Raw genomic sequence first — 24,380 nt, 5'->3', positions numbered from 1 at the left:
AAGCCGGCCCCGATCACGCAGTGCGCTGCTGCGCCAACAATCCTTTGCCCTTAACGACGGTTTCACCGGCTATTCCGACAGCGGAACAACCAGGGTCAGCCAGGTATTCCAGCCCTCTGGGCGATTCTTCGCGTCAAACTCGTAGTAACCCTTGAGGTTGGCGTACCAGAGATCTTTACCGACTTTGAAGAAGTGTCCCGCCTGAGGACCTATGGCACTGACCTGGGATTTGAAGTCGCCCAGTGTCGCGCCGCTGCCGCTGTCCCCCGTGACTTGATGGTAAACGTAGCCGACAAGGCCCAGTTGGGTCTGATCGGTGATGAAGTGCGAGGCACTCAGGTCCAGGTGCGCGTCGATGCCGTTTTGATAGTTTGTGTCGGTGTTTTCCCAGTTGTAGGTCATGCCCGCCACGGCGGAAAACTCGTTCTTTTTGTCGAAGTAGGTGTAGCCACCACCGGCATCCAGCGCCGAGTGTCCCAGGCCAATATTGACCAAGCGATTGGGGTCATAAGCACCCACGGGAATGTTGCCCATGCTATAGGCCATGAAATTGTGAACGCCATGGTTCCATTTCATCGTGCCCAGCACATACACGTCGCTCCCCCCCTTGAGGGTGTCTTGGGTTCCACCGGAAAAGCCGCGCCCGCGCGGCCCGACTTGCGTAACGTCGACACTGGCCTCGTCGCGGCCAACCGCGGCCACCACCGAAATCGCAGCCTGGGCCCCGAGTAACGGTTCGGCAAAGGTATACGTGGGGCTGGCGAACAGCAGATCTGCCTTGGCATCCAGACCGAAGGTGGTCCGTCCGCCTCGTGGTATCGCATTGTTTTTATCGTCACTGGCACTGACGTGATAGTAGATCAGCGGCAGACTCCAACCCGGTTTGGTGGGTGCCGCGGCCAGCGCGCCGAACTGGCCAGGTAACCAAAAGCTGATACCGCCGTCATCTGCCTGAGCAAGCATGGCCGGCAAAAACACCGCCAATCCCAGTACAGCTTTATTTCTTGCAATCATCGAAACCCTCAATTCTCGGCCTACCCAATAGTCGCGTGCGCGTTACAGCTTAGTAGCTGTTTCAAGAATGAGCAGGATTGTGGCCAGGGATGGCGCTGGAAAGTCGAGGAGGCGGGGGCAATGGCGAAAGCTCTGATGCCACCGCCCCGATTGTGCCTGTCGTGATTACTGGCTGGAGCGAATGGCCCCGCCGTCAATCAACAGATTCTGCCCGGTGAGGTAGCCGGCATGGCTGCTGCAAACGAAGGCGCAAAGTGCACCGAATTCCTCGGGGGAGCCGAAGCGTTTCGCCGGAATTTCGCTGCGGCATTCGTCAAGGAATACCTCACTGTCTTGTCCCGACTCTTGGGCGGCAGCGACCAGGTTGCCACGCAGTCGATCGGTGTCGAATGAGCCCGGTTGCAGGTTGTTGATCGTCACATTACGGCTGGCAATGTTGTCCTGTCGGGCAAGCCCGGCGACAAATCCCGTCAGCCCGCTGCGCGCACCATTGGACAAGCCCAGGCTTTCGATAGGTGACTTCACCGCACTCGACGTAATGTTGATGATTCGGCCAAATCCGCGAGCGGCCATACCGTCTACCGTGGCCTTGATCAACTCGATTGGGGTGAGCATGTTGGTATCCAGCGCCTTGAGCCAGGCATCGCGATTCCACTCGCGGAAATCCCCGGGAGGAGGGCCACCCGCGTTGTTGATCAAAATATCGAAATGTTCGTGGGCCCCGAGGGCGGCCGCCCGACCCTCAGGCGTTGAAATGTCTCCGGCTACGGCGATGACGGTCACTTGAGGATTGATCGCTCTGAGCTGACGGGCTGTTTCATTCAGCGTGTCTTCGCCTCGTGCGGTGATCACCACGTTCACACCTTCGCTGACGAGTGCCTGAGCGCAGGCTTTACCCAGGCCTTTGCTGGCAGCGCATACCAGCGCCCAGCGTCCTGCTATTCCAAGATTCATGCGTGTTGTCCTGAAAGAAGGTAGCTCAAAGAAAGGGGGTGCCTATTCATGCATGATCCACGGTTGCAGACAGGTTTGGCGATTGGGCATCGATGCCCATGAAGCGTCGCACTCTCTCTCCTTCGGCATCGCGTCGTATGGTTTCAGGTGCGGCATCCAGTTGGATATTGCCGTTCTCCATGAACACGACCCGGTCAGAGATCGACATCGCAAAGTCCATTTCGTGGGTCACGATCAACATGGTCATGCCTTCTTTGGCCAGGTCGCGGATCACGTTCAACACGTCGTTGACCAGTTCCGGGTCGAGGGCCGAGGTCGGCTCGTCGAACAGCATGATCTGCGGTTCCATCGCCAGGGCCCGGGCGATCGCCACGCGCTGTTGCTGGCCGCCGGAGAGCTGGTGCGGGTACTTGTGGGCGTGGGCCAGCAGGCCGACTTTGTCCAGCAGCGCATAAGCGCGATGTTCACTCAGCTCGCCCGGTTGGCCGTGGTAACGCGGCGCCAGTGTGACGTTATCGAGAATGGTGCGGTGCGGGAACAGGTTGAAGTTCTGGAACACCATGCCGATTTGCCGCACGCCTTTGCGCAGACGAGAGCTGTTGGGTTTGTCCGAGGCTTCGATGAATGTTTCGCCGAACAACTGAATGTCGCCCGTATCGATGGTTTCCAGGCCGTTGACCGTGCGGATCAGCGACGTCTTGCCGGAACCCGATGGGCCAATGATCGAGACCACCTGGCCGTATTCGACATTCAGGTCGATGCCCAGCAGCACTTTGTGCGTGCCGTAGCTCTTCTGGATGTTCTTGAGTTGCAGGATTGGGGTGGCGTTGTTGCCGGCGGCTTTGCGCGCAATGTCCGGTAGCGCTTCGGCGCTGGCCTTGAACTTGGCGATGGTGGCCGCGTCGAGCGTGTGCGGCTTGCGGAAGTTCAGGTCCAGGTAGCGCTCCAGGCGCTGCAGGAAAAAGCCGAACACGGTGACGATCAGCACGTAGTAGACGCCTACCGCCGCCAGGGTTTCCATGACCAGGAAGTTAGTGGCATAGAGGCGTTGGCCGACCGTGAGAATTTCGGTCAGGGAGATGACCGAGACCAGCGACGTCAGCTTGACCACCGTGATGTATTCATTGATCAAGGTGGGCAGCGAAATACGAAATGCCTGGGGGATCACGATCAAGCGCTGCATACCGAACAGGCCGACACCCAGTGCGCGCCCGGCTTCCCTCTGGCCCTTGGCCACGGAAATCAGACCACCACGATGGATTTCCGCCATGTACGCCGCTTCGGTGACCACCAGGGCCAACAGTCCGGAGTAGAAGGGGTTGGACAGAATCGGGCCGCTGCCGGGAAATAATTGCGGCAAGTTGTAGACGAAGACCACCAGCACCAGCAACGGGATGCTGCGGAAGAACCAGATATAGACCGCTGCGGGAATACGCAGGAAGGGCGATTGGGAGAGCTTGGCCGTGGCCAGGAGAAAGCCCAGCAGCATGCCAATGAACCAGGCCAGGGCACTGAGCTGGACGACCGTGATACAGGCATTCCAGAAGTCTGGCAGGGAGAACAGCGAGAAAAAATACGACCAATCAAATTGCATAGGGCACCTCGATCTGCCGCCTCCATGCAGGGGCGGCAGATGACCAGACTACAGGGACGCGTTCTTAGTGGGCAGTCGGTTCTTCCAAGGCATATTTCTTAAGAATAGCGGCATATTCACCGCTCTTTTTGGTCTCCTCAAAGGCCTTTTGCACGGCCTGGAACGTTTCGTCATTACCTTTCTTGACGAAGATACCCAGGGTTTGCTGATAGATCGGGTGGTCGGTGGTGATCACCACGCGGCCATTGGTCTTTTCCGCGATCAATTTTGCGGCGCCGGCGATTTCAACCTGAGCCTGAATATTCTTGGACAACAGGGCCTGGGTCACTTCGGGGGCCGAAGGGTACTCGCTGACGGTGATAGCGCCTTTGTTGTTCGGCACGCAGTACTCATCGGACAGCTTCCTGAATTCCTTGACCCAGGTAGTGCCTTGTTCCAGACCCAGTTTCAAGCCGCACAGGTCTTCAGGTTTCTTTGCATTGATCTCGCTGCCCTGGGGCACCATGACCGAGGCCCCGGTGTTGGCATAGGCGATGGTCTGGGCCTGAGTCTGGCGCTCCGGTGTGATGTACATGCCGGAAATGACCGCGTCGTACTTGGCGGAGTTCAAGCCCAGGATCAGGCTCGGGAACTTGGTGTCGACGAACTCCACCTTGGCGTTCATGTGTTTGGCCAGGGCTGTAGCCAGTTCGGGGTCGGAACCCACCACGTTTTTGTCCTTGTCGTAGGACTCGAAAGGAGGGTAGGTGATTTCCATGCCGACCTTGAACGTGTCAGTCGCGGCCATGCTCACCGAGGCACCGAACATACCGGCTGCCAATACGGCCATGCTCAACAGGGCTTTGTTATTTTTTTTCATTATTTACTGCTCCGGCGTAGGTAAGGGGTTAGCTGAAAACTTCAATCAGGACGGTTGAACCTGATTTTTCAAATGTCCAAAACTGGCGGGCTTGCGTGCCTTACCTGGCAGTTGAACTTCCCCATTGGCCACCCTCTGGCGCAGATATTGATACGTCTGCAGCGCCTGGCCATACATGTGTTCGCCGATCGTGATTTCCTCGTAGTCGTTACCAGCCTGGGCGAACCCGGGCAGCGGTTTGATCTGGGTGTGGTAGTCGCAGGCATAGAACAGGGGGAAGGAATAGCGCTCCTCCCTCACGCTGCGCACCCGGTGCGCGGTTGCAACGAAGGCGCCTGCTGTCATCACCTCCAACATGTCGCCGATGTTGACCACAAAGGCATCGGCCATCGGTGGTGCATCGATCCATTGGCCAAGATTGTTCATCACCTCAAGGCCTGGTTTGTCGGCCAGGAGAATGGTGAAGCACTCGTAATCAGTATGAGCGCCAAGACCCGGTGCATCATGGGCCGCACCGTCGAAGGGGTAGTGGATCAGGCGCAGCTTGGACGGCGGACGGGTGACCAGGCTGTCGAAATAGTTTTCTTCCAGGCCCAGGGTCAGGGCGAAGCCACCGAACAGGCGCCGGCCCAAGGCGAAGATCGCTTCGTAGTAGGCCTGCACCGACGCCTTGAAACCGGGCAACTGCGGCCAGTCGTTCGGTCCAAGCAATGGGGTGTTGGCCAGCACCAGCGGGTCATCGGCGGGGACTTCGAAGCCGACGTCGAAGGCTTCCTTGTGGTCCGGCTTGCCTTTGGAATAGACCTCTTCGCCTTCGGGCACAAAACCTTTGTGGGTTTGCGAGGTGCCGATGTAGTGCCGCATCTTGGTGTCGATGGGCTGGGCGAAAAAGTCCTTGGCAGCCTTGCGCAGATTGGCGATCAGTTGCGGGTCGATACCGTGGTCGGTGATATAGAGGAACCCGACCTCGCTGGCAGCGCGCCCCAATTGTTCGGCCACGGCCAGGCGGTGTTCCAGTTCAACACTGAACAGACCGGCGATGCTGACCACCGGGATGCTGTTGAAGTTGGCTTTGAGTGTGTCAGTACTGGCGCTGTTATTTTTATTGTCAGGCATGACGCATCGGCTCCCTAAGGATGGTTTGAGTGGTGGAAACGCTCGAAGTGTTCGCGCTCGGTCTGGCCCATCCACACGTTCAATGACCACAGGTCGGCGACCGGGACATTGGTGAAGGGCAAATGATGCAGGTAGCCATCGGCGCCGAATTCCGGGGTCAGGGTGCTGACCTGATAACCGCGGGCCTGTTGCGAGCGCCAGATGCTTTCCCAGTGCTGCTGATGGAAGGCCAGTTCTTTTGCATATTCGGGAGCCGCCGGGTGCGGAACCTGCGGGCCTTGGTCGTAACCGACCCGGGCCTGGATATGGTGAACGCGCTCGATGAAAGGGCTCAGGTCATCGGCCGGGTCATTCAACAGACGCTCGCAGGTCACGACCCAATGGCTGATGTCACTGGTGAACAACAGATCAGGCAGTTGCCGGATCAACTCCAGGGTCACCCAAGGGTTGAACAGCGAACGCGAGCGATGAGTTTCGAAACTGCAGACCTGGCCATGCTTGCGTGCCAGATCCAGCGCCTGTCCAAAGAACTCCACTTGTTGTGGCAAGGACCAGCGATCGTTGCCCGCCAGTACGTTGACGAAGCGTGGGCCGAGTTCGGCAGCCCAGGCGAGTTTCTGTTCGAGGTCATTGAGGTGTACGGCGGGCGTTGCCGACTGATCCGGCAGCACGTCGTAGGCGGTGAAGACGGTGCTGATATAGCCCAGGCGATTGGCCTTTAGAAAGGCGCCAAACTCAGCCCGCTCACGGGCGTCCAGTGGCAGTCGCGCTTCCATGCCATCAAAGCCTGCTTGCAGCAGCTCTTCAAGCGCCTGAGCCTTGCTGGCGGTGTAACCCCACAGCGTGCGAAAAATTTCCAGCTTCATCGGTGATCCTCAAAAATCCAGGGCCTACTGCAAAAGCACGTCGACGCACCAAGCTATTGAACAATGCCAAGGCTGGTTCGCTGTGGAGCCGATGTTAGGCACAGGCTGAGCGGCGAAAGAATCTGAAAGTTCAAATCAATACTTCAGAGAATTGATAACAAATAGCCAGCTATCTATATCAATTTCCACGGGGGAATTTATGGGCGGGCAGGTGCCTACGCTAACGATTAGCGAGGGATGCCATTGTTACGGCATCATTTTGAAGAGTCCCAAGCGACGATGGGCTGGCGAGGAGAAATCCGTGATAAATCAGGCAGATCGAATATTTTCAAACTTGGCGGCGGCGGGTGGTGCCGTGCTGCCCACCCTGAAAAAAGCATCTCGGGCATAGGGCACCTGGTTCAGGACTACGCTAACGCTGTGTGGGTCGTCGATCAAACGACCCACTTGCGTCCGTCCATGGAGCGCCCAATGCCGCCCATCACCACGCGCCTGGTGGCGCTGTTAGCGCTTTGCCTGACGCTTGAAGTCCCAGCCCAGACCAACGACTGTCCAGCCGGCGAGAAACCCGTGTGCCTGGACAGCTGCGTTTGCTTGCCAGACCTGGGACTGATGGCTGATGGCATTTACCAGATGGCGGCACCTGCCCTGGCGTTGTGGCTGACCCAAGCCCGCGCTGAAGCAGATATCGCCGGCACCCAACCGATTCCACCGCGCATCCGGGAGCAACTGCTGCGCTGGTACGACCCCAATGTCCTTGATACCGCGCGCTACAAAGTCAGCGATAACAGCCAAATGAACGCAGCCACTGCCATGCTGCAAAACCCCGATGTCGGTGCCGTGACGCTGATCGACATCATCCTGTTCCGCGACGCTCAAACCGCAGAACAGGACCTCGCACTCTGGGCTCACGAACTAAAGCACGTGCAGCAGTATCAGGAATGGGGGGTAGAAGGGTTTGCCCAGCGGTATACACAAGACTTCAATGCAGTGGAAGCGCCGGCTTATGCCATACAGGCTGAGGTCAGGCGGTCATTGCGGGAAGGGGCTGACTGAAGGGCATCACCAGCGTTTGCGCTGATACGCGAACAGCGGGTACGGGGCGAACCATGACCCCGGTCGCATAAATTTGAAATGTACGGCGTTGCTCGCCAGAATCGCGCCCCAAGCCGGCCAACGTTGTCGGACGTTCGCGGTGAAAAGGGGCTGTAGTTGAACGAACAGACATTGTCCAAGCGCCTGGAGCGCGTCGCGGCGCAGGTGCCAGTCGGTGCGCGCCTGGCCGATATCGGCTCGGATCACGGCTACCTGCCGGTGGCGCTGATGCGCCGTGGCGCCATCTCAGCGGCGGTCGCCGGCGAGGTGGCATTGACGCCGTTTCGTGCGGCCGAACGCACTGTGCGCGAAAACGGCCTGGATCAGCGGATCACCGTGCGCCTGGCCAATGGCCTGGCGGCGATCGAGCCGGGTGACGGGATCACGGCGATCAGCCTCTGCGGCATGGGTGGCGAGACCATCCGCGACATCCTCGACAGCGGCAAATCACATCTGAGCGGCCAGGAACGCCTGATCCTGCAACCCAACGGCGGCGAGCAGCCACTGCGCCAATGGCTGATGGAAAATGGCTACCGCATCCTCCACGAGGAAGTGCTGCGGGAAAACCGCTTCGACTACGAAATTATCGTCGCCGAGCGGGCAGGGGCGGTGAAGTACACCGCCGAGGAACTGTACTTCGGTCCGTTACAGATGCAGGCACGCAGCCCGGCGTTCCTGCTCAAGTGGCAGCGCATGCTGCGCCTGAAGCAGCGCACGCTGACCCACTTCACCCGGGCGCGGCAGGCTGTGCCCGAGGAGAAGGTGCAGGAAATCGCCCGACAGACTCGCTGGATCACCGAACTGTTGGCCTGAGCTGGATTCATTCCACGACGTGAGCATTCATACGGCGTAGCAAACAGCTATACCAATGAGCGCAAGAAAACAGATCAACTGAATGCAAAAGAAGGTAAACCGAACGGCCACGAACCGGTCGGTTTGCACATGGGAGACGTGAACCAGAGACTGGCACACCCGAGCCACCAGCACGAGTATGGACAAGTCGTTCACTGCGGGGCCGCTGACACCCAAGGCTGAAACCACGAACACGATGGCGCCAAAGACCGGCAGGTTTTCCACGCAGTTGGCGTGTGCTCTTGTCCCGCGCCGATACCAGTCCTCGCCTTCGAGTTGATCGCTGCGAAAAGAGGCAATCGCAACTTTTGAGAACAGGATGGCGACCCAGCGATACACCCCGACGGTTGCCATCAATAGCAGCAACGTCCAGGTCGCAAATCCAAGCAACATCCACTGGGGGATCGTCATGGCGGCCATCCTCGATCAATTGTTTTCAGCACGTCATTGCCCAGTTGCGCGGCCAGTGGTCGGTCGCGCGCTGTCGATCAATGGCTCATGATGGGGGCCAGTGCGGCCTGGATCCTGGACAGTTGCGCTGGCGTTGTCATGCGCGTCAGCAGCCGGCCAAAGTGGGGATGCTGCACGCCCGAGATGATGTATTGCCAGCGGTAGGCGCCCAGCATGCAGGCGTTGATTTGCGCTGTTTCATCGACGCTGAACGGGCGTGAAACGTTTCGAATGAAGTAGTCGGCATCGGCAACCGATTGCGCCTGCAGGATGCCGTCGACAGCCGCCACCAGCGCAATCAGATCGTTAACGGCCTGATCGCGCTCGGCTGGCGAGAGTTTCGCGTGCTCTGCCTTCCACTCCAGTTCATCCAGTACGACGTGCCGGCTCTCATCCATCCAGTGAAACTTGAAGACATCCTTGAATAGCGGGCACAACTCCTCGCGCGGGGCGATGCTTTGCGAGTAGTGCGTTTGCACAAACAGCTCGATATGACAGGTCAACGCCAGCACCGACCAGGTACTGGCCGCCAGTACTGCGCGGGCCACATCGTTTGGATCGGCAACCTGACGATAGCCCGCAGGCAATTGCGCACTCATCATCGTTTCCATGCGCCGGAACAGTTCCTGGTGCTTGATCTCGTCGTTGGAAAAACGCACCAGCGCTTCAAGTGCCAGTTGATCGTCAAAGACATGGGCGCGACCTTGATCGAGCATTTTGGCGCTGATAAACCGTTCGACCAGACCAAAGATATACGCGTAGGTTCGGCCATGAACCTGACTGAGCCGGCGCGCCTCATCCTCGGTGAGGAAGGTCAGCCGGTCGATCCGTGAGAGTCCGTCGGGCAAGAATTTGCGCGAGAAGTCAAAGCTGCGGTCCCGCAGCAAATCACGATCGATCTGCCATTCCGCTTTCTTCGATGATCTGACAAGTTGAGCATAACGGGCGGCGTTGCTCGATTCCGGGTTGAGTAGGGTCGCGACGGTGTTCATTTCGATCTCCTGCTTCGGGCAGTTACGGTTGACGTCGGAACCAATGACCATGGGTGAAGCCTCTGGGGCCAGTCTCGATCGCCGGGTCCGCGTTGGTGCTAATCTAGGCCTCGCCGTTCCGGCGATGAATGACCAGTGCGCCGGATTACTTGCTCCGGACTCCGGAGAGGAGGGCTGGCGAGTGCTGGATGCGCTTTCTGATGTCTTGCGTGTGATTCGGCTGTCTGGAGGGGTGTTCCTCGAGGCGGAGTTCACTGCGCCCTGGTGCATCGGCGGAAAAATCTCGGCCGACGATTGCAAACCGTTCCTGGCGGCACCTCGACATATCATTGCGTCGCACTTTGTCGCCGCGGGGCACATGCAATTGCGGATCGACGGGGAGCCCGCCATCGATGTGCAAGCAGGCGAGCTCATTCTGCTTCCTCGTAACGACACTCATACGTTTGGCAGCGATCTGAGCATTGCGCCGATGTCTGCGGGTGAGGTCATTCAACCGCCAGAAGTCGGCGGCATTGCACGAATCAAGCACGGCGGGGGCGGAGAGGTCACGCAACTATTGTGTGGCTTCCTCGGGTCTGAAACGCCCTTCAGTCCGTTGCTTTCATCGCTGCCATCCTTATTGAAACTAGACGTACGCGCGACGGCTTCGGGCGCCTGGATTGAGAGCTCATTTCGTTTCGCTGTCAGCGAGATCGCAGCGGGGCGCGTCGGCTCGACAGCGGTTATCGCCAAGCTCTCCGAATTGTTATTCGTCGAAGCCGTCAGCCAGCATGTCGCCAGCCTCCCGGCCGAGCGGCGCGGGTGGCTGGCGGGGTTACGAGACCCCCACATCGGGCGGGCACTCGCGTTGCTCCATGCTCGTCCAACCGAGGGCTGGACGGCAGAAGCACTGGCGCTTGAAGTGGGCATGTCGCGCTCGGCATTCGCCGAGCGATTTACGGCATTGGTCGGACAACCGCCCATGCAGTACCTGACGCTCTGGCGTATGCACGTGGCGGCGCAACAGTTGCGCGAAGGCCGCGGGAATGTGGCGCAAATCGGCTTTGCCGTGGGCTACGAATCCGAAGCCGCGTTCAGTCGCGCGTTCAAACGCCAGTTCGGCACATCACCTGGCACCTGGCGCAGACAATCGGGTACCTCGACCGGTTGAATCCACAGCCCCGTCAACGAGCCTCTTCTATAGGGACTGCTATAGTCAGCCAGACCGGCTCAAATCGGCAGTCGCTGGTAAAAACAAACTACTCAGGAGTTCCGTCATGCGAATCGTAGCGGCCTCTGTGTGCACACTTCTGTTATCCCTGGCATTACCTGCGTTGTCCTTTGCCGGTTCAAATTGCGGTGATTCGGGCAGTGCAAGTGACGCCAGAAACTGTGTAAAAAACAACAACGATCAAAAAGGGAAAGGCAATTGCAATAACAATGGCAATTGCGATAAAGCCAAGGACAAGGCCAAAAACAAAGCTGATGATGATCACTCGGTCGAATGCAGAGAGATCAATAACCTTGTGCTGCGCCGTGAATGTCTTGATAGACGTAGAAATTGATCCACGCTGAAGGAACCCTCTATGTTCAGGTTTCGCTCGTTGATTGCAACTGTTGCCTGTTGTGCGCTGGTCTCCGGCTCTGCTACGGCATGGGCCGATCCCGGTAACGGGAAAGGCCAGGGAAGCGCAAAGGGAAATCCTCAAAACACCCAAGACCATGGCAACCAAAAAGGTCATGGAAACAAAGGCAACAATTCCGGGGGCAGCGATTGGGACAATGGTCCAAGCATTAATCGCAGCAGCATTCTCGGGATTGTTGGCGGTTATCCGGACTACTGGAGCCCTGGGCCAGCGTTGCCACCGGGCATTCAAAAAAACCTGGCGAGAGGCAAACCACTTCCTCCGGGCATCGCCAAAAAACTCGATGGCCGGCTGATCGGCAGACTGCCGCACTATGAGGGGTACGAATGGCAGCAAGCGGGTACGGACTTGATACTGGTCGCGCTGGCAACGGGGCTTATTTATGAAGTCTTGAATGGTGCTTTTGATTAAAGCTTGAGCAGTAAGCGCTGTTGGCATGACCTTGCCAGTATTCGTTTTAGCGCGCCTTCTGGCGCGCACGCCTGTTTGGCCAGTACACCGTGCATCCCGTCTGTCGCAAGACTTGAACTGCCAAGGGGATAACGCGTCATAAAGTGCGCGATATCAACCTTATGGAAGCAATCATGCTTTTAAAAAACAAGAGTCTTGTTGCTGTAATGTCATGCGCCATGATGCTTGCAGGCGCCCCGTTACTCCCTGCTGACCTGTCCTTGATGAACTCCGCCTATGCGAAAGACGGTGGTGGTGGTGGTGGTGGTGGTGGTAATGGCGGTGGTCACGGCGGTGGAAATGGTAGTGGAAACGGTGGTGGCCATGGCGGCGGTGTTGGGAGCGGTCACAGCGGTTCAGATCACGCCGGCAACTCCAACAGTAATGGCCACGGCAATGGACTGAGCAGCGATCATGCCGGCAGGTCTGTTCGCGACCATGGCATAAGCGGGAACCACTATGGCAATGATCGCAATGGTGATCGCGCTCATGGTTCAACCACTTCAGGTATCGCCCACTCCAAAGATACTCGCGGTGTTGCTAAAGCCACCGCTGTTTCGAGATCCACCCCTGGGGATCACAACGCCAAAGGATTGAGTAACGCTGCAACGTCGGGATCGAAACATTCGTTTTGAGTCAGTGGCTGGTGAGCGCTCAAGATACTGTTGACTGAACGATCGACAGGTTCAGCTCACACCTGACTTTGCACGAGCGTCCTGCAGAGAAAACACGCGACACCTTTCGACTTTCTCAAAGGTGTCGTGATTTGAACCAGAGGGCCGGTCCAGACGACCCTCTATCGGCTGTGGATTTCACCGATTGAATCCACACCCCAAAGCCGCCATACAGAAGCCGAAACGGATCTGTTTTTTACGGCGGCCTTCACAATCCACATCACACGTTCGATTGCAGCGCCGGGCCAAGAGCGGCAGCCGCTGTTAAATTGCTGCGCGCCCAATTCAAGGGCCGGAAAGTCCCCGTGCTTACAGGGCAAAGTGTTTATGTTTTGGCACGCTTCGAGGGCTTGATGCGTTTGACGGTATCCCCCCAGGGGGGATAGGATGCCGCCGTAATTCATTGAGGCCAGAGGCTCAAGTCATGAGTGAGCACGGACACAACCATTCCCACACCCACCAAAGTCATGAAGCGATTGTCAAACGCCTCAAGCGCGCGGATGGCCATCTACGCGGCATCATCACCATGATCGAAGAGGGCCGTGATTGCGTGGACATCGCTCAGCAACTGCATGCGGTAGAAAAAGCGGTGTGCCAAGCCAAGCGCACGCTCATCCAGGATCATATTGATCACTGTCTGGAAGACACCGTCTCGGCGTTGAACAATGGCGAGCGCGCACCACTGGACGCGTTCAAACAAATCACCAAGTACCTCTAGGCCAGACATGCCCAACTTCGCTGAACTGCTGCAACAGGGTGGGACTCACGCCTGGCTGTACTTCCCGAGCGCAATTTTACTTGGGGCCTTGCATGGCCTGGAACCGGGTCATTCAAAAACCATGATGGCGGCCTTCATCGTGGCCATTCGTGGCTCGGTCAAACAGGCGGTTTTGTTGGGTTTGGCCGCGACGCTGTCGCACACAGCAGTAGTGTGGCTGGTCGCCATCGGGGGCATGTATTTGGGTAAAGGCCTGGATGCTCAAACCACGGAGCCTTACTTCCAGCTGGCGTCCTCGGTATTGATCATCGTGATTGCGCTTTGGATGCTGTGGCGCACCTGGCGCGGTGAACAAATGTTCAAGTTCGAGCAAGGTGACAATCATCACCACGGCGAACATGGCCATGGCCATCATGATGAGACCCACCGCATCGACACTGGCCATGGCCGAATCGAACTGTCGATCTTTGAAGAAGGCATGCCACCGCATTGGCGCCTGAAGGTATTGAGCGGTCATGCCTGGAGAGCCTCAGATGTTCGCCTGATGACGACCCGTCCAGACGGCAGCACTCAATCGTTCTCTTTCGTCGAGCGCGAGGGTTTCCTGGAGTCGGCCGTGGATATCCCGGAGCCGCATGAGTTCAGTGCTCGCTTGAGTCTTGGGCATGCGGGCCACTCCCATGATTACGATCTCGAGTATCAGGAACATAGTCACGGGCACGGGCATTCGGAACTGGAAGGTCTGGAGTTGTCGATTGATGGCTATCAGGACGCACACGAACGAGCGCACGCCAATGATATCCGCAAACGCTTCACCCACCGCGAGGTCACCACGGGGCAGATCGTCATGTTCGGTCTGACTGGCGGTCTGATTCCATGTCCTGCGGCGATTACCGTCTTGCTGCTCTGTCTTCAGGTTAAAGAGGTCGCGCTAGGGGGCATGCTGGTTCTGTGCTTCAGCATCGGCCTGGCGATCACTTTGGTGGCGGTGGGCGCTGCTGCGGCCATTGGCGCTAAGCAAGCGTCCAATCGCTGGCCCTGGCTGGGCGCCGTTGCTCGTCGCGCGCCATACCTGTCCAGCGTGTTGATCATCGGTGTTGGCCTCTACGTGGGCTTTCATGGCTGGATCGGCCTGAATGCGTAAATAGACCATCTCAGGCGATGCTGCCTGCATGGCTCATTAGGCGAGGATGATCTGGTGGGCCCGAAGCCCGCCAATTTTGGTCAACCCGTTCAAGCTCTCTAGCGCAGCAAATGCACTGCCAAACCGGCAAGCGCACAGACCATCAACACCTGAATGACACCGCGTTTGAAGCGGAACAAGGCCACCGCCGCCGCAATGGCGATCAGTGCAGACGGCCAGTCCAGGTTGCCGCTGAAGCCCTTCGGCCAAAGCACGTGATAGCCGAAGAAACACGCCAGATTGAGGATCACTCCAACCACCGCCGCCGTAATGGCGGTGAGCGGTGCCGTGAACTTGAGTTCGTTGTGAGTCGACTCTACCAGCGGGCCGCCCGCGAGGATGAACAAGAACGAAGGCAGGAAGGTGAACCATGTCACCAGGGACGCCGCGACAGCGCCAGCCAGAAACACCTGATCAGCTCCGAAGACTTGCGAGACATAGGCGCCGACAAACCCCACGAAAGCCACCACCATGATCAGTGGTCCAGGCGTGGTTTCCCCCAGCGCCAGGCCGTCGATCATCTGAGTCGGGGTTAGCCAGCCATAGTGACCGACCGCACCTTGGTAGACATAAGGCAGCACCGCGTAGGCGCCACCAAAGGTCAGCAATGCGGCTTTGGTAAAGAACCAGCTCATCTGGGTCAAGGTGCCTCCCCAACCAAAGAGAGCGGTCAAAATCCCCATCGGCAACGCCCATAACGCCGCGCCGATGAGTGCGAGGGAGGCGAGTCTCAACCCGCTAAATCGGGCATGTTCAGGGGGCGGCGTGTCGTCATCGATCAAGGCTGGGCCAAAGGACTTTTTGGCGGCGCTGTGGCCCCCGACCCTGAATTTCTCGGGTGCCARGCGTCCGCCGACATAACCGACCAATGCCGCGCCCAGTACGATCAACGGGAATGGAACATTGAAGGCGAAGATCGCCGTAAATGAGGCCGCAGCAATCACCCACAGCCAATTGTTCTTCAGCGCCCGAGTGCCGATCCTGTGTGCCGCCTGCACGACAATCGCTGTCACCGCAGGCTTGATTCCATAGAAGAGTCCGGCGACCACGGATACTTCACCGAAGGCGATGTACATCCACGACAGGGCGATCAGAATGAACAGCGAGGGCAGCACAAACAGTGCACCCGCAATGACGCCGCCCCATGTTCGATGCATCAACCAGCCGATATAAGTCGCTAGCTGCTGAGCTTCCGGCCCCGGGAGCAACATGCAGTAGTTGAGGGCATGCAGAAATCTGCGCTCGGATATCCAGCGCCGTCGTTCTACCAGCTCCTGGTGCATGATCGAAATTTGTCCCGCAGGCCCGCCGAAGCTTATGAACCCCAGCTTCAGCCAGAACCAGAACGCCTCACGCAGACTGATCGCTTGCGGTCTGGACAGCTCCTCGTCAACGGCCAACGCGCGAGCCTTGCTCATGAATGTGTTCCTCTTGTTTTTTGAAAGACTCGCAACGGATCTCGCGCCATTCCGGGCGACCTCGCACATCAGTGTAGAAACGTTGTTCTGGACAACCTGTAGCAAATAACTCGCTGTCCGTCCCATAGTTGGCATTAAAGCGAATAAAACTATTGAAAAAAACTTCTATTAGCTTTAAACGAGAAGCTCACCGGCACATTGCCAGTAATCAGCATGTGAGTTTCGCCAGTTTTTGGCTCAGGGAGCACTGATGAGTTTTCGTCCATTGACCGACTCCCCGCGGCAATCGACCGATTGCGACGCTGTCGCACCTCAACTGAATGAACAACCCGATACTGTCGGCATGACCTGTGCTGACAATGAAGACACGATCGCCCAATTATTGGACTCAGCTCGTCACTGGGCCCACACCACCGCGTGGGGGGTTTACCGCGCCGGTGAACAAATGCATTTAGTCGGGCAGGGCGACCCTCGGGTGCAATGGCCATCAAGCATTGCAAACGAAGCGTTTGAAGCCTTTTGCCTGACCATGGGCTTGCACCGCTGGCCGACCGGCAAAGGCGAAAGTGTGCTGGGCTGGCTACTCGCGCCAGTCGATGATGCCGCGCAGCCAGCGCTCGCCGAGTTTGCCCGGCGCCTGGGGATTCAGGTACAGACCAATACCCTTGCCCGTGCGCAGATTACTCAGCGCGTACTGTATGAAATTACCTACCTGGCCAGTTCGACCCGCGACCGGTCAGTGTTTCTGGTGGGGGTTCACCGGCTGCTGGCCAGCCTGATCGACGCCGAGAACTTCTATCTCGCGCTGTATGACCCGCACAGCGGCAAGATTGACTATCCGTATTACGTCGACATCATCGACGTTGATGCCCTGGAGTCCGAAAACTACGAATACCTGGACCCTTCGAACTTGTCGCTGACCGGCCAGGTGTTGACCTCCGGCCAGCCGTTGCTGATCGACGCCGCCGGCATTCTCGCGGCTCAGGCCCAGGGCCGATTCTACTGCGTGGGTGATCGTCCAGAGTTCTGGATGGGCGCACCGTTGAAAAATGCTTCGGATGACGTGTTTGGCATGCTTGCCATGCAGGTCTACGACGTTTCTCGTACCTACAGCGCTGAAGACCGGGCGCTGTTCCTGGTGGTAGCCCGCCACGTGGCCATGGCGCTGGACCGGATCCTCCACCGAGAGGACCTGGAAGCGACGGTGATGCGCCGCACCCTGGAGCTGTCGGCACTCAACGATGCCTTGAGGCAGGAAGTGGCGGACCGCGAGCGTGCCGAACATCTGCAGAGCGCGCTGTTCCAGATTGCTGAACTGTCGAGCCAGCCCGGCGACATGGCTGAGCTGTTTCAAACCTTGCATGGCATCGTCGGTGATCTGCTGTTCGCGCAAAACTTCTACATCGCGCTGTTCGACGACGCGACCACTGAAGTGACCTTTCCCTATTATGTCGATGAGCGACAGACGACCCGCCCGGCGGCCCGGCGTGGGCGCCGCGGCTTGACCGAGTACGTGATCCGTCAGCGTCGACCTTGCCTGATTGATGCCGGCGAGGCCGAACGATTGGCTGCGCGCGGTGAAATAGAACTCGCCGATGAGTATGTCCGGTCCTATTCCTGGCTAGGCATCCCCTTGTTTGATGGCGATGCAGTGCGCGGCGTGCTGGCGGTGCAAAGCTATACCTCGCAGGTCTGGTACACGCTGCGCGACCAGGAACTGCTGACGTTCGTGTCGCGCCACATTGACACCGCGTTGTCGCGACGCACAGCCGCCGAAGCGATCCATGCCGCCAACCTCAAGCTCGAAGCCCGGGTACAGAACCGCACCCGCGAGCTCGATCACGCCAACGCCAAATTGCAACACGAAAACTCCCACGATGCGCTGACCGGCCTGCCGAATCGCACCTACCTGCAACAGCGCCTCGGTCTGGCCTGGTCGCAGTTCGGCAGCGAAGGCGGGCACCTGGCGGTGATGTTCATCGACCTCGACCGTTTCAAGATGGTCAACGACAGCCTCGGCCACCATTTCGGCGACCTGCTGTTGATGCAGGCCGCCCAGCGGTTACGCGGTTGCCTGCGCGAAACCGACATGCTGGCTCGCCTGGGGGGCGATGAGTTTTCGGTGCTGGCTCCCGCAGCGCCGCTGGAGGTGGTGATCGAAATCGCCGAACGGATCCTGGTGGCGTTTGACCTGCCGTTTTTCATCAATGGCCATGAAGTTTTTTCGTCGTGCAGTATTGGCATTGTCAGTGCCGACGGCCAATTCCATCACGAGCCGGCCGACCTGCTGCGCGACGCCGATGCGGCGATGTACCGGGTCAAAAGCGCCGGGCGCGACAGCTACGCAGTGTTCAACCAGGAAGTGCGCCGTGAAGTCTCGGACCAGGTTGAGCGGGAAGGGGCCTTGCGCAATGCGCTCAAACGTACAGACGAACTGCTGCCGTATTTCCAGCCGATTGTCAGCGTCGAAACCGGCGAACTGTTGGCCCTTGAAGCGCTGATCCGCTGGCATCAGCCGGGCGGCCGGGTGATCGCACCGGGCGAGTTTTTGCCGGATGTCGAGGGGTTGCGCCTGATCGGTCGACTGGACCTGTACATGCTCACCAGCATTGCAGTAATCCTCGCACAGCCCGAGCACGCCAATTGGCCTGCGGTGCACGTCAATTGCTCCAGCTACAGCATGACGCGCCCGGAATTTGCCAGTGAAGTGCTTGCCCTGTTGGCCCGGTGCGGGGTCGCGCCGTCGCGGATCTGCCTGGAGTTGACCGAAGGTGCGCTGGTGGCTGAGCCGGCCATTGCCCGACTGACCATGCAGCAACTGGCCGACAACGGCATGTCGGTGGTGCTCGATGACTTCGGTGCAGGGTTTTCATCCCTGAGCTATGTGCATCAATACCGTTTCAGCGGCCTGAAGATCGACAAGTCGTTCATCCTCGAACTGACCACCAGTGCTCGCAGTCGCGCCATCGTGCGGGCGATTGTGCGCATGGCCGAATCGCTGGACCTGAGTGTGGTGGCCGAAGGTGTCGAGGACAAAGCGACCCTGGACTTGCTGCGCGAAATCGGCGCTGAGCAGGCCCAGGGTTACTACTTTGCCAAGCCGATGGGGTTGGAGGCGTTGTTGGCGAGTTCGCTGCTTGATCAACGCTGAGCGCCTCGCTTACGCCGACGTTTGATCCTCCTTTCTCCCAGCCCCGCCAGTATCTTTGGACTGTCGGGCACTGCGCCGCAGTTCTTGCGGCGTGCGCCCTACGACTCGCACGAAGCTGCGCAGCATGTGATCGGCATCGCCGAAGCCGAAGCACCTGGCGATCTCCTCGAAGGTTTGGTGTCCGTCCTCGACCAGAGGCCGCGCTGACTCGATACGCAGGCGCTCGATCGCTTTCGCCGGAGTCACTCCGATAGCCGCTGCGAATACGCGACCAAACTGGCGCACGCTCATATGGGTGACGTCGGCCAGTCGTTCAACGGACAGATCGTCACGCAGATGATCGCGCGCGTAGCTCAGCACCGTGCGGATGCGATCCGAGCCCGGGTCGAAATCCAGCAGCGAAGAGAACTGGTATTGACCCCCCGGTCGCCGGTAGTAAACCACCAGCATGCGCGCGACGGAACGCGACACCTCTTTGCCCAGGTCTTGTTCGATCATGGCCAGGGCCATGTCGATGCCCGCCGACATGCCGGCGGACGTCCAGACATTCCCGTCTTCGGTCCAGATTCGATCGCCGTCCACGCGCAGCAACGGATAGCGTGCTTGCAACTGCGGCRCATAGTTCCAATGCGTGGTCGCGACGCGACCGTCGAGCAGGCCGCTCTCGGCGAGCAGGAAGGCGCCGGTACAGACACTGGCCGTGCGGCGAGAGCGCGGGGACATGTCCCGTATCGCAGCCGCCATCGGCATCATCCGGTCATCGATTGGGGCAGTTGGTGCGCCGACGATGATGAGCGTGTCGAGGCGCTCGACAACCTGCATGGTTTCAGTCGCCACTTGCAGTCCGCTCGACGCGTGGATCAACCCGCCCTCCAGTGACGCGACCGTGAATCGATAGCTCGAAGGGCGCGCGCGATTGGCGTTGGTGAAGGCTTCGAGCGGGCCGCTCAGATCCAGCAATACGAAGCCTGGGTAGACCAGGAAACACATGTGACGCTGCATGAACGGAACGCCCAAAGTCTGAATGGGGGAAGCCATAGTACGCGCGTGCTGTCTGGAAGGTCACGAAGGAGTAGCGAGCCCATCCGCCTCCTGCAAGGTGGCTGCGCGTGTCGGCCGAAATCCAGGGATAAATGTCCATTTCGTGCCGTCTTCTCGCCGTACCGTAAATGCACCCCCACCCTTGAGGACGTGCAAATGACCTTCAACAGAACTACCCCCGGAAAAATGATCGCCTGCGCCACCTTGCTCGCGGCGTTCCTGATTGCACCGGGCATTGGCGCCGCCGCCGAGGACCCGTATGCCGACCCGGTCAAACCCGCGCTCCCAGCCTCCACCTTTGAGTGGGATTCCAGCCGAACCGCGCTGGTCGTGATCGACCCGCAGATCGATTTCATGAGTCCAGAGGGCGCGGGCTGGTCAGTCTTCGGTCAGAGCGTTACCGAGCAAAATCTGGTTCCGCATCTGAGCAAGCTGTTCACGGCGTTCAAAAAGGCCGGAGCGACGGTCGCTATCTCGCCGCACTACTACTATCCCCACGATCATAAATGGGAGTTCGAGGCGCCAGCGGAAACCGTTCAGCACAAGCTGGGGCTCTTCGATCGCAAGGGCGCCTTGACACTTGATGGCTTCCGTAACTCGGGCGCCGACTTCATGCAGGAGTTCAAACCCTTCATCGAAGACGGCAAGACCATCGTCGCCTCACCGCACAAGTTGTATGGCCCTCAAAGCAACGATCTGATGCTGCAACTGCGCAAGAAACGGATCGACAAAATCGTCCTCGTGGGCATGGCCTCCAACCTGTGCGTCGAATCGCACCTTCGCGAGTTCCTGGAGCGTGGCTTCGAAGTGGTTGTCGTCCGCGACGCCGTCGCCGGTCCGAAGCTGCCTGACGGCGATGGATACGGTAGCGCGCTGGTCAACTTCCGCTACATCGCCAATGACGTGATGACGACCGACGAAGTGGTGAAAAAACTCGAAGGGCAGTGATCCAGGGTATGTGCCATCTCCTGACCAGAGACGGGGGCCTTGTGGCTCCCGTCTCTGCTGACTGACGCGGAGTACCAAATGAGCAATAACAAAAACAATGGGCCTGCTAGCCCGGACCGGCGAGATTTTATCGTTCTTGGCTTGAGTGCCGCCGCACTGGCGGCGTTTTCTTCGGCGCCTTGCCTTGCAATTTCGTCCGTCAACTCTCCTGACATCAACAGTGGAAGCATGATCATGAGCAAAGTGACTACCCAAGATGGCGTTGACATTTTCTACAAGGATTGGGGGCCGAAGAACGCCCAGCCCATCGTGTTTCACCATGGGTGGCCGCTCAGCAGTGATGATTGGGACAGTCAGGCGCTGTTCTTCGTTGGCTTGGGTTATCGCGTCATCGCACATGATCGGCGCGGCCACGGCAGGTCCTCTCAAGTGAGCGGCGGCCACGATATGGACCACTACGCTGCAGACGTCGCGGCGTTGGTTCAGAACCTGGATCTACGCAACGCTGTGCATATCGGTCACTCGACCGGAGGCGGGGAGGCGACGCGCTATGTCGCCAGGTATGGCCAGGTGCAGAAACGCGTGGCCAAACTGATTTTGATTGGTGCGGTACCGCCTGTCATGGTCAAAACCCCGACCAACCCAGGCGGTCTTCCCATCGGGGTGTTCGATGACATGCGCAAGCAACTGGCAGCCAACAGGTCTCAGTTCTATCTGGATGTCGCCAGTGGCCCGTTCTACGGTTTCAACCGCCCGGGTGCCGCTGTTTCGCCGGGCATGATCCAGAACTGGTGGCGCCAAGGCATGGCCGGCGCGGCAAATGCCCATTACGAGTGCATCAAGGCCTTCTCTGAAACCGACTTCACGGATGACCTGCGGGCGATCACCGTGCCAACCTTGGTCATGCACGGTGACGACGACCAGATCGTTCCCATTGCTGACTCGGCGCTGCTGTCGAGCAAACTGCTGAAAAATGGGTCGCTGAAGGTGTATGAGAAGTTCCCCCACGGAATGTGCTCGACGCACGCCGATGTGGTCAATCAAGAGCTGCTGAAGTTCATTCGTGGCTGATCGGGGCAAGCCATGGTCCTGCTGCTCGCAGGGCCATGGCTGACCGCATTGTTCGCCCGATGTCCAACCAAACAACGGGATTTAACGTTTTATCAAGGAAATCTTGGTTCCTTCAATACTGACGCCAGCCATCAAGCCTTGCTGGTCGATGATGAACGCGTACGCGTCATCTTTGAGCGTCGAGCTGGAAAGGTTTTTCGCAACCCCTTCATCAACCACCACTACCGTGGGTCCTACACCGATTTCCCAACCTTTGGTTTCAGCGACATATTTCACCGCTTTGTCGGTCATCAGAAACAGCACGTAGCCATACGACTGGGCGCCAGCCTGTAGCCCCCATGACCCACTGACAGAGTTGTAATAGTTATCTACTTTCGTGCCCTTCATTAACACGCCTTCGCCATAGCTGCCGCCGAAGACAAGGCCTGCCTTGATGATTTTCGGGAAGACCAAAATCGCCTTGGCCTTGTGCGAGAGGGTTTCGGCAGCGGGAGTTGATTTGTAGAGAAGTTGCAACGCTTGCCGAGAGTCGGCATTCAGGTCCTCGGCGGTGGCCGCACCGGCAGTGTTCAGGAGACTCGCCGATGCCAATGAGGCTGCCGCGAGGAAGAGCGATAGGAAGAACCGCGTTGATTGAGTCATTTGCGTACTCCGATAAGGGAGCATTGGACGCGAGCAGCAGTCAGCGCCTGCCTCAGACAGGAACCGAAACCACTGGAGTATCCGGCGCACCCTGAAATATGTGGATTGCAAGCGTCGCTCTTGATTGCAGGGGACAAGGCCACTGATCGGTTGCGATGCCATCAATGGTTGTGACCACTGTGTCAGTGTAGGGTTCGCTGTCAGATTTGCTACTGGCCGATATCGACCTAGGCAACCTCCGATACTCTGCGCATGCTTGGCCGACACCTTGGGAAATTCCCTACAGGAAAGAGGGCTGTTTCCTACGGCGAGTGCTCACTTTTTTAACCAGTATTCAGCGCTGATCAAGACTGGAAGAGTGACCGACCAAACATGAAATACCCGAGGGTGCTGGTACTGGATGACTACGCATTTACGCGCAACATCCATGTGATGATGCTCCGGCGCTTGGGCGTAACAGATATCCTTCAAGCAACGGATGTCCGGCAGGCACTGCTCGAGTTAGAGGCCTCAGGTGGGGTTGACATCGTATTGTGTGACTTGGCTGGCAGAGACCTTAATCATCTGGAGTTTCTCCAACAGGCGGCGAGAACAGGAATGGTCCGGGCCGTAGCGCTCTGCGGCACCTTGCAGCCAACCGTGAGCCGGGCACTTGAGAGAACGGCGCTTTTAGTCGGCCTTGAGCTGCTGGGGATAATGAGCCAACCCATGCAGATGCGCCCCTTGCATCGGATAATCCAGCAATACCGGCAACGCTGGGGGGTATCGAAGGTAGAGCCCGAAATAGCGAAACTAATACCTAGCGCCTACGATATTCGCAGGGGATTGGCGCAAGGTGAGTTTCAGGTCTGGTATCAACCCAAACTCACTTTGCGCGAAGACACCTTTACTGGCGTCGAGGCACTGGTCCGTTGGGATCACCCGACTCGGGGGTTGTTGTTGCCTCGCGACTTTCTGGCTGAAGTGTTGGCGCACAACCTGATTGGTGAAATGTTCGAGCACGTGCTGGAGCAGGGCCTGACTTTTCTAAGCGACATGCGCAAGCAAAACATGAATGTCGAGATCGCTTTCAATCTGCATGCCTCGCAGATGGCCTCGGATGATTTGGCGGATGACATACAATGCGCGCTTAAGCGACATGAACTCTCAGGCTCGTCATTGATTTTCGAGGTAGCGGAAAGCGGTCTGCTTGATCTCGATCCCAAGGCGCGGGACAACTTGTTGCGCTTGCGTATGCTCGGATGTGGCCTGGCCATCGATGATTTTGGTTTGGGGGCTTCTTCACTGCAACTGCTCTGTCACCTGCCTTTCAGCCAGATAAAACTTGATAAGAAGTTTGTAAATGCACTCCATCATCCTTTCAGTAAAACCATGGTAACCAGCACTCTGGCGCTGGCTCAATCGCTGAATATGAGCCTGGTCATTGAAGGCATCGGCAGCAAATGGGTACGAGACTCATTAGTGCAAATGGGGTGTGAAGAAGGGCAGGGTTTTTTTCTGGGACGGCCGATGTGCGCCAAGGTTCTTCGGACCTGGCTGCGCCAAAGACCCCAGTAACAGATTTGTAACAGAAACTAATGATAGCCTTGCACCTGCCGATCAGAAGGATGTAATGAAACTGTCTGTTGGCTTGGAGGAGGGGTTAACATCATCAATTGCGCCGTGGT

At 58.1% G+C, this 24,380-nt stretch carries 23 protein-coding genes; 12 read left to right on the top strand and 11 right to left on the bottom strand.

Going from position 1 to position 24,380, the window contains the following annotated elements; translation table 11 throughout:
• Positions 1–69: 69 nt before the first annotated feature.
• From AC1D2P_RS10350 to AC1D2P_RS10325, 6 genes are all read right to left on the bottom strand, one after another.
• Positions 70–1,014, bottom strand: coding sequence for a SphA family protein (locus tag AC1D2P_RS10350; protein ID WP_109787154.1), 945 nt, complete (start codon positions 1,012–1,014; stop codon positions 70–72).
• Between the two features lie 165 nt (positions 1,015–1,179).
• Positions 1,180–1,968 carry an SDR family oxidoreductase gene (locus AC1D2P_RS10345; RefSeq protein ID WP_477758335.1) on the bottom strand — a complete coding sequence of 263 codons (789 nt, stop codon included), beginning with the start codon at positions 1,966–1,968 and terminating at the stop codon, positions 1,180–1,182.
• 46 nt (positions 1,969–2,014) lie between these two features.
• On the bottom strand, positions 2,015–3,562 hold the full coding sequence (locus AC1D2P_RS10340) for an amino acid ABC transporter permease/ATP-binding protein (protein ID WP_046027163.1): 1,548 nt from the start codon (positions 3,560–3,562) through the stop codon (positions 2,015–2,017).
• 64 nt (positions 3,563–3,626) lie between these two features.
• Complete coding sequence (locus tag AC1D2P_RS10335) at positions 3,627–4,421, bottom strand: ABC transporter substrate-binding protein (protein WP_077430137.1); 795 nt, start codon at positions 4,419–4,421, stop codon at positions 3,627–3,629.
• 45 nt (positions 4,422–4,466) lie between these two features.
• Complete coding sequence (locus AC1D2P_RS10330) at positions 4,467–5,537, bottom strand: isopenicillin N synthase family dioxygenase (RefSeq protein WP_077430138.1); 1,071 nt, start codon at positions 5,535–5,537, stop codon at positions 4,467–4,469.
• Positions 5,538–5,551: 14 nt separating this feature from the next.
• The gene (locus tag AC1D2P_RS10325) at positions 5,552–6,403 is read right to left on the bottom strand and encodes a sugar phosphate isomerase/epimerase family protein (RefSeq protein ID WP_046027166.1); all 852 of its coding nucleotides are present in this window, start codon (positions 6,401–6,403) and stop codon (positions 5,552–5,554) included.
• 471 nt (positions 6,404–6,874) lie between these two features.
• Here AC1D2P_RS10325 and AC1D2P_RS10320 point away from each other — a divergent pair, with 471 nt between their 5' ends.
• Complete coding sequence (locus AC1D2P_RS10320) at positions 6,875–7,459, top strand: eCIS core domain-containing protein (protein WP_477758334.1); 585 nt, start codon at positions 6,875–6,877, stop codon at positions 7,457–7,459.
• Positions 7,460–7,615: 156 nt separating this feature from the next.
• Complete coding sequence (locus tag AC1D2P_RS10315) at positions 7,616–8,311, top strand: tRNA (adenine(22)-N(1))-methyltransferase (protein WP_477758333.1); 696 nt, start codon at positions 7,616–7,618, stop codon at positions 8,309–8,311.
• A gap of 27 nt (positions 8,312–8,338) precedes the next feature.
• Here the strand turns inward: AC1D2P_RS10315 and AC1D2P_RS10310 are convergent, their stop codons facing one another.
• Positions 8,339–8,761: an MAPEG family protein gene (locus AC1D2P_RS10310; RefSeq protein ID WP_460163894.1), complete on the bottom strand. Its 423-nt coding sequence runs from the start codon at positions 8,759–8,761 to the stop codon at positions 8,339–8,341.
• 77 nt (positions 8,762–8,838) lie between these two features.
• Positions 8,839–9,792, bottom strand: coding sequence for a diiron oxygenase (locus AC1D2P_RS10305; RefSeq protein ID WP_477758332.1), 954 nt, complete (start codon positions 9,790–9,792; stop codon positions 8,839–8,841).
• A gap of 181 nt (positions 9,793–9,973) precedes the next feature.
• On the opposite strand from AC1D2P_RS10305, the gene AC1D2P_RS10300 reads away from it, so the two are divergent.
• The 6 genes from AC1D2P_RS10300 to AC1D2P_RS10275 all read left to right on the top strand — a co-directional run bounded on the left by AC1D2P_RS10300 (position 9,974) and on the right by AC1D2P_RS10275 (position 14,403).
• Positions 9,974–10,942, top strand: a complete 969-nt coding sequence (locus AC1D2P_RS10300; protein WP_109787158.1) for an AraC family transcriptional regulator — start codon at positions 9,974–9,976, stop codon at positions 10,940–10,942.
• A 106-nt stretch (positions 10,943–11,048) separates the two neighbouring features.
• Positions 11,049–11,336, top strand: coding sequence for a hypothetical protein (locus AC1D2P_RS10295; protein WP_146206184.1), 288 nt, complete (start codon positions 11,049–11,051; stop codon positions 11,334–11,336).
• A gap of 21 nt (positions 11,337–11,357) precedes the next feature.
• Entirely contained in the window at positions 11,358–11,828 is a 471-nt protein-coding gene (locus tag AC1D2P_RS10290; RefSeq protein WP_258665705.1) for an anti-virulence regulator CigR family protein, read from the top strand.
• Between the two features lie 173 nt (positions 11,829–12,001).
• The gene (locus AC1D2P_RS10285) at positions 12,002–12,502 is read left to right on the top strand and encodes a hypothetical protein (RefSeq protein ID WP_477758338.1); all 501 of its coding nucleotides are present in this window, start codon (positions 12,002–12,004) and stop codon (positions 12,500–12,502) included.
• 463 nt (positions 12,503–12,965) lie between these two features.
• Entirely contained in the window at positions 12,966–13,259 is a 294-nt protein-coding gene (locus AC1D2P_RS10280; RefSeq protein WP_046027176.1) for a metal-sensing transcriptional repressor, read from the top strand.
• 7 nt (positions 13,260–13,266) lie between these two features.
• Positions 13,267–14,403 (top strand): nickel/cobalt efflux protein RcnA, encoded by a 1,137-nt coding sequence (locus AC1D2P_RS10275; protein ID WP_477758331.1) that lies wholly within the window; start codon positions 13,267–13,269, stop codon positions 14,401–14,403.
• Positions 14,404–14,501: 98 nt separating this feature from the next.
• Here the strand turns inward: AC1D2P_RS10275 and chrA are convergent, their stop codons facing one another.
• Complete coding sequence (chrA, locus tag AC1D2P_RS10270; protein WP_109787160.1) at positions 14,502–15,860, bottom strand: chromate efflux transporter; 1,359 nt, start codon at positions 15,858–15,860, stop codon at positions 14,502–14,504.
• A 250-nt stretch (positions 15,861–16,110) separates the two neighbouring features.
• On the opposite strand from chrA, the gene AC1D2P_RS10265 reads away from it, so the two are divergent.
• Positions 16,111–19,011 (top strand): sensor domain-containing phosphodiesterase, encoded by a 2,901-nt coding sequence (locus tag AC1D2P_RS10265; RefSeq protein ID WP_477758330.1) that lies wholly within the window; start codon positions 16,111–16,113, stop codon positions 19,009–19,011.
• Positions 19,012–19,020: 9 nt separating this feature from the next.
• Here the strand turns inward: AC1D2P_RS10265 and AC1D2P_RS10260 are convergent, their stop codons facing one another.
• Positions 19,021–20,049 (bottom strand): GlxA family transcriptional regulator, encoded by a 1,029-nt coding sequence (locus AC1D2P_RS10260; protein ID WP_477811417.1) that lies wholly within the window; start codon positions 20,047–20,049, stop codon positions 19,021–19,023.
• A 159-nt stretch (positions 20,050–20,208) separates the two neighbouring features.
• On the opposite strand from AC1D2P_RS10260, the gene AC1D2P_RS10255 reads away from it, so the two are divergent.
• Both AC1D2P_RS10255 and AC1D2P_RS10250 read left to right on the top strand, forming a co-directional pair.
• Positions 20,209–21,000, top strand: a complete 792-nt coding sequence (locus AC1D2P_RS10255; RefSeq protein ID WP_109787162.1) for a cysteine hydrolase family protein — start codon at positions 20,209–20,211, stop codon at positions 20,998–21,000.
• Positions 21,001–21,234: 234 nt separating this feature from the next.
• Positions 21,235–22,071: an alpha/beta fold hydrolase gene (locus AC1D2P_RS10250; protein WP_046027180.1), complete on the top strand. Its 837-nt coding sequence runs from the start codon at positions 21,235–21,237 to the stop codon at positions 22,069–22,071.
• 81 nt (positions 22,072–22,152) lie between these two features.
• Here AC1D2P_RS10250 and AC1D2P_RS10245 read toward each other — a convergent pair whose 3' ends face one another.
• Positions 22,153–22,713: a lipid-binding SYLF domain-containing protein gene (locus AC1D2P_RS10245; protein ID WP_046027182.1), complete on the bottom strand. Its 561-nt coding sequence runs from the start codon at positions 22,711–22,713 to the stop codon at positions 22,153–22,155.
• A 387-nt stretch (positions 22,714–23,100) separates the two neighbouring features.
• Here AC1D2P_RS10245 and AC1D2P_RS10240 point away from each other — a divergent pair, with 387 nt between their 5' ends.
• A complete protein-coding gene (locus AC1D2P_RS10240) occupies positions 23,101–24,270 on the top strand; it encodes an EAL domain-containing response regulator (protein WP_158283932.1) in 1,170 nt (389 codons plus the stop codon).
• Positions 24,271–24,380: the final 110 nt, after the last annotated feature.

The sequence above is a fragment of the Pseudomonas sp. P1_F1_2 genome, assembly GCF_056405815.1.
The sequence above is the reverse complement of the archived record's forward strand: the minus strand, read 5'-3'. Positions and strand labels throughout refer to the sequence as shown.

Excerpts from the sequence above, each read along its gene's own strand:
- AC1D2P_RS10345 (WP_477758335.1), bottom strand. The coding sequence starts at position 1,968 with ATGAATCTTGGAATAGCAGGACGCTGGGCGCTGGTATGCGCTGCCAGC.
- AC1D2P_RS10335 (WP_077430137.1), bottom strand. The coding sequence starts at position 4,421 with ATGAAAAAAAATAACAAAGCCCTGTTGAGCATGGCCGTATTGGCAGCC.
- AC1D2P_RS10250 (WP_046027180.1), top strand. The coding sequence starts at position 21,235 with ATGAGCAAAGTGACTACCCAAGATGGCGTTGACATTTTCTACAAGGAT.
- AC1D2P_RS10310 (WP_460163894.1), bottom strand. The coding sequence starts at position 8,761 with ATGACGATCCCCCAGTGGATGTTGCTTGGATTTGCGACCTGGACGTTG.
- AC1D2P_RS10295 (WP_146206184.1), top strand. The coding sequence starts at position 11,049 with ATGCGAATCGTAGCGGCCTCTGTGTGCACACTTCTGTTATCCCTGGCA.
- AC1D2P_RS10255 (WP_109787162.1), top strand. The coding sequence starts at position 20,209 with ATGACCTTCAACAGAACTACCCCCGGAAAAATGATCGCCTGCGCCACC.
- AC1D2P_RS10290 (WP_258665705.1), top strand. The coding sequence starts at position 11,358 with ATGTTCAGGTTTCGCTCGTTGATTGCAACTGTTGCCTGTTGTGCGCTG.
- AC1D2P_RS10285 (WP_477758338.1), top strand. The coding sequence starts at position 12,002 with ATGCTTTTAAAAAACAAGAGTCTTGTTGCTGTAATGTCATGCGCCATG.
- AC1D2P_RS10340 (WP_046027163.1), bottom strand. The coding sequence starts at position 3,562 with ATGCAATTTGATTGGTCGTATTTTTTCTCGCTGTTCTCCCTGCCAGAC.
- AC1D2P_RS10330 (WP_077430138.1), bottom strand. The coding sequence starts at position 5,537 with ATGCCTGACAATAAAAATAACAGCGCCAGTACTGACACACTCAAAGCC.
- AC1D2P_RS10265 (WP_477758330.1), top strand. The coding sequence starts at position 16,111 with ATGAGTTTTCGTCCATTGACCGACTCCCCGCGGCAATCGACCGATTGC.
- AC1D2P_RS10245 (WP_046027182.1), bottom strand. The coding sequence starts at position 22,713 with ATGACTCAATCAACGCGGTTCTTCCTATCGCTCTTCCTCGCGGCAGCC.
- AC1D2P_RS10275 (WP_477758331.1), top strand. The coding sequence starts at position 13,267 with ATGCCCAACTTCGCTGAACTGCTGCAACAGGGTGGGACTCACGCCTGG.
- AC1D2P_RS10305 (WP_477758332.1), bottom strand. The coding sequence starts at position 9,792 with ATGAACACCGTCGCGACCCTACTCAACCCGGAATCGAGCAACGCCGCC.
- AC1D2P_RS10325 (WP_046027166.1), bottom strand. The coding sequence starts at position 6,403 with ATGAAGCTGGAAATTTTTCGCACGCTGTGGGGTTACACCGCCAGCAAG.
- AC1D2P_RS10320 (WP_477758334.1), top strand. The coding sequence starts at position 6,875 with ATGCCGCCCATCACCACGCGCCTGGTGGCGCTGTTAGCGCTTTGCCTG.
- AC1D2P_RS10280 (WP_046027176.1), top strand. The coding sequence starts at position 12,966 with ATGAGTGAGCACGGACACAACCATTCCCACACCCACCAAAGTCATGAA.
- AC1D2P_RS10350 (WP_109787154.1), bottom strand. The coding sequence starts at position 1,014 with ATGATTGCAAGAAATAAAGCTGTACTGGGATTGGCGGTGTTTTTGCCG.